3 protein-coding genes are annotated in these 4,315 nt (G+C 39.0%); all 3 read left to right on the top strand.

What is annotated here, in order from left to right; all coding sequences use genetic code 11:
• Positions 1-490: 490 nt before the first annotated feature.
• Positions 491-2,623, top strand: a complete 2,133-nt coding sequence (locus AC29Z1_RS14370; protein WP_488272143.1) for a PAS domain S-box protein — start codon at positions 491-493, stop codon at positions 2,621-2,623.
• A gap of 268 nt (positions 2,624-2,891) precedes the next feature.
• Entirely contained in the window at positions 2,892-3,638 is a 747-nt protein-coding gene (locus AC29Z1_RS14365; RefSeq protein ID WP_488272142.1) for an HD-GYP domain-containing protein, read from the top strand.
• A gap of 32 nt (positions 3,639-3,670) precedes the next feature.
• Positions 3,671-4,315, top strand: a 645-nt coding sequence (locus tag AC29Z1_RS14360) for an MCP four helix bundle domain-containing protein (RefSeq protein ID WP_488272141.1), incomplete at its 3' end; no start/stop codon positions are given.

Below are 4,315 nucleotides of genomic sequence, written 5' to 3'. Positions count from 1 at the left end.
GTGCTATCAACCATTTTCGGATTTAGTTTTTAACAACTACATAATGGAGTTCCGACATGAGCTTATTTAGCAGCTAAACTTGCTTGTTAAAAGCAAGTCTAGTTGCTTTTTTCATACAATCTGATGAAGCCGAAGTATAAGCTTTGATCTGCAAAAATTTATGGAAATCAGATTTGATTTTGGCTAAGCAGTTTAGCAAAGGGCGTATATACGAAATCTATCATGCCATTCAACGCGGTAGTAAAAAAAGCTGATACTCTATGATGACATCGAAAACGCTATTTGGCAATTTTGCACAACGAGAAAAATTATGATTTCAAGCTATATGCATCTTACCAGATGGACCAATGATCTCTCCAAGCAGCTTATACATACGGATTGCGGTTTACAGTTTACCGGTAAACCGTAAAATGTATTCCGTGAATGCATTACCCGATTTATATGTAGAAGTTATATTTGTATGTTAATGGGGAGTCAGAGGACGGTTAGCATGAGCCACCAAATAAATTACATAGAAGTATCTTTATTGACAGATGCTGTTATTATAATCGACAATAGCGAAAGGATAGTTCTATGGAATGAAGCTGCAACTCGCATGCTTATGTATACAGCAGAAGAAGCGTTGGGTGCAGATCTCAATGAGTTAATTGTGCCAAAACAATATAAAAGTAAATACAAACAAGTGTTTCGTGCGTTTTGCTCAACAGGAGCCAATGCAATCAAGAACACATTTGATTTATTAGTGACACGAAAGGACCAAGTTGAAATTGCGGTTGAAATCTCTTTGTCTTCCGTAATCATAGAAAATACATGGTATGCTATTTGCTTATTGCGAGACATTTCCGAGCGTATGCGGGCTCAGCAAGCTTTATGGCGTGTCAACCAGGCATTGGAAGCCAGAGTGGCAGAATTAACGAAAGAATTGCATGCCGTTAAACAGAAGCTTGCGGTGGTAAATGAGGAAATGGCCGCAGTCAGTGAAAAATTACGTGTGGCTATTTCTGAAAAAGAACAGGAAATTACGCTTCGTCAGCGTGCCGAACGTGAATTGCTGGTCAAGACTGAGGAACTAGATCGTTTTTTTATGTTAGCGCAGGATTTAATGTGCGTTATTCAGAGACCAAACAAATTTTGCAAGGTAAACCGCGCTTTTGAACTAACATTAGGTTATTCGGCAGAAGAATTGACAAGAGGGTCTTTTCTGGATTTTATTCACCCGGATGATGTGCAGGACACAAAAGCTGTTATGTCCAAAGTTTTTGGCGGACAAGCAACAAGTGGTTACTGTAACAGGTATCGCTGTAAAGATGGTAACTATTGTTGGCTCGAATGGACGGTCTTTATTGATGAGATAACTGGCGTCTGTTATGGTTCGGCTAGGGATGTTACCGAGCGGAAAATCGCAGAAACTAAGCTGCAGGAAAAAAACCGGGAATTAATCTTGGCGCGAAGGAGGGCCGAGGAAGGCTGGCGACATTTGAATAATTTACTGCAAAATGTGGATGCGGTCATTTGGCAGCTAGACCGCAATGGTATCGTTACATTATATGAAGGCCAACTGGCAAAAAAAATAAATGTTAAATCAGGAGAAAAAGTTGGATTATCCATATTTGAAATATGCAAAAAAAATCCGGAAATTCTAAATGTTCTGCAACGTGCATTACAAGGTAACTCAGTTAAACTGGAAACTCAATATCAAGATATGTTTATAAGCCTGATTTGTCGGCCGCTGATTGATTCAGACGGAAATGTTAGTGGTGTTGTCGGCATAACTGCGGACATAAGTGAGCGTCTTATGTGGGAAAAACGCTTGAAACTCCTGCAGGAAAGCCGCCAGCGTAGCCATGATTTTAACGAGATATTGACAGAAAAGTATGGACCGGAAGAGCAGAGTCGTCGCTTAAGCAAGTACGGGATAGATGATAGAAAACCACTGATTTGCTATCTGCTTTCTGTCAGTCGCAGAAATATGTCAAGCCAAGACTTATCTGTTTCCAGGGAAGATATTCTGGCATGGTTAGTGAACAATGGCTATACTTGGAGTTGGTATAGTAACCATGGGATTGGGGTCTTGGTTCAGAATCATGCGATTCTTGCAGGAAGAGAGTGTGATCAAAAAGCTGCGGCGCAAGCATTAAAGGCGAATATCGAAAAGCAATATCCGGCTGTTCTGGTGAGAATAGGTGTTGCTTCTACGGAAAGTGGCATCTTGAATCTAAAACACTTGTATGATAAGGCTTACGCAGCATTGCTTTTGGCGATGGACGATACAGAGGATGGAGCCGTTTGTCACTATAACGATACTGGAATATACCAGGTACTTCCGTATATGATAGAACATACAAACATTGATGATTTTATTCAGCGATTTCTCGGCAGGATTATTAAGTATGAAAAAGACAAGGGGGGAGATTTGTTAGCTACTTTAGACGCAATACTATCTTGTTCGAATTTGAAATCGGCGGCTATAAAACTATGTGTTCATCATAATACCGTTTTATGGCGTAAAGATAAGATTGAGAAAATATTGGGCTATACTATTGATAATGCCAACAAAAGAATTCATTTAGCAGCAGCAATTAAACTGTACAGAATCCAGGAGGTTATCCAAAGGGAACTGTAACACAAAACATGGCTATGCATATAGAGTACGTGTTATAAAAATAAACAATCATTGTGGTTTTACACAATGATTGTTTATTTTTGTTAAGAATGATAATGATGAAATAAGAAGTATCCTGATTTATAATAATCATATCCAATTAAAGAAAATATTGTAAAATTTTGTAGTAATCAGTAATGCGTCATGTCAGGTTGTATCCACAACCTGTTGTGGGTGTGCCATAAATCCCTGATGCGAATACTTTTTTCTTGGAGGTACTTGATAATACATGCTACGACTTGAGCCCAATCTATATTTTTTACGGCATCAGCAGGAAACTATTAATTTGGTTGCTACGGCCTTTGAAACATTACGGTTTTATAAAGAAACTCCTATCGCTGAAGGCAAAGAATTAATCGGATGTTATACAGAACTTATACATGATGTAAAAAGAGTTGCGAATCACTTGTCTAAGCTTCGGGCTTATCATGAATACACGTTTACACATTCTCTGAATGTAGCGATTATTTCCGGAATAATTGGGAGGTGGTTAGGTTATGCAGGCAGGATACTTAAAGATCTTATTCTAACAGGGCTGCTGCATGATATTGGGAAAACACTTGTTCCGTTGGCGATAATCAATATGCCAGGCAAGATTACAGCCAAACAAATGGATGTTGTGAAACAACATTCGTATTATGGCTATGAACTCGTAAAAGAGTTAAAGCATATTTCAGACGACGTGAAAATGGGAATTCTACAACACCATGAGAGACTTGACGGTAGCGGCTATCCTTTTGGTCTAGACGAAAATAGCATAATTCCTTTTGCTAGAATTATTGCTATAGCTGATATGTATGATGCCATGACTAATGAAAGGGTGTATCGTCCCAAAATGTCACCAGTTGCTGCAATGGAGACGCTAGTAGGCGATAGTATGCGCCATAAGCTGGATGCCGACATATGTAAAGTATTTTTTAATAAAAATACAGAATTATTCAACAATTGTTCTGATTTATTTACTAACGTGGATTAATAGGTTCAAATACTTGATAAGGAGACTATAACATGAGGGTTTTTGACAATCTGAGAGTAAGCATGAAGTTAGGCGTTTTAATGCTTATATCCTTCATAGCCTTAGGGGCTGTGGGGTTTACCGGATATTTTTATCTTCAGCAGGCAAGCAAAGCTATAAACACTATGTATGCCGAACGGTTGGTCCCGGTTCAACTCTTGATTGAAACTGTTTCACGTTCCAGAGCGGTGGATGCAGCATTATTAGAATTGATGCTTTCAACCCAAGCTAACATGAAACAACAATTGCAGAGGACAGCAGATGATCATCTAAAAAAAATCAACGAAAACATGGCTGTCATTGAAACGTTACCGTTAGATTCTAAAGCGGCAGAGTTGGTGGCTAAAGTAAAAGCAGCGCAACAAAACTATCTTACAGCCAGGGTCGAGGCTATGAAGTTAGCTATGGAAAATAAAAATGCGGAAGCCTATGGACTATACGTTTTAAGTGTAGACCCGCTAGCTACAGTGTATACTGAAAATCTGCGGGATCTTGCTAATTATTATGTCAAGCTTTCGGAAGAAATGAATGTTGCAACCCAGGCAGTAGTCAAATCGGCTATACAGATTACTAGCGGGTTGATTGTGGCGGCATTTTTGCTATCCGGTTTATGCGGGTGGTTCATTACCAGGATAATA

The sequence above is a fragment of the Sporomusa sp. genome, from assembly GCF_057736855.1.
Note: the sequence above shows the minus strand (reverse complement) of the source record. Positions and strands in the feature narration are given on the sequence as shown.